The sequence below is a fragment of the Dellaglioa sp. CoH-56-MRSF-13 genome, assembly GCF_056782095.1.
Map to the genome: position 1 here is coordinate 1 of NZ_JBXAYC010000179.1, position 263 is coordinate 263.

A 263-nucleotide genomic window follows, 5' to 3' on the forward strand; every position below is an offset into this window, starting at 1 on the left:
CGATACGGCTGCGACATCTGCCGCGCCAGCGGCAACGGAGACGCCGTCCGCGCTGCCGACCAGTCAGGCTGGCGTAGCGGCGCCTGCTGCCGATCCGAACGCGCTGGTGATGAATTTTACCGCTGACTGCTGGCTCGAAGTCACTGACGCCACGGGTAAGAAGCTGTTTAGCGGTATGCAGCGTAAAGATGGTAATTTAAACCTAACCGGTCAGGCGCCTTATAAACTTAAAATTGGCGCGCCGGCCGCGGTGCAGATCCAGT

General features: G+C 59.7%; 1 protein-coding gene. It reads left to right on the forward strand.

Going from position 1 to position 263, the window contains the following annotated elements:
• On the forward strand, positions 1-263 hold a 263-nt coding region (locus AC1RP1_RS08370; RefSeq protein WP_481762784.1), incomplete at both ends, for a RodZ domain-containing protein.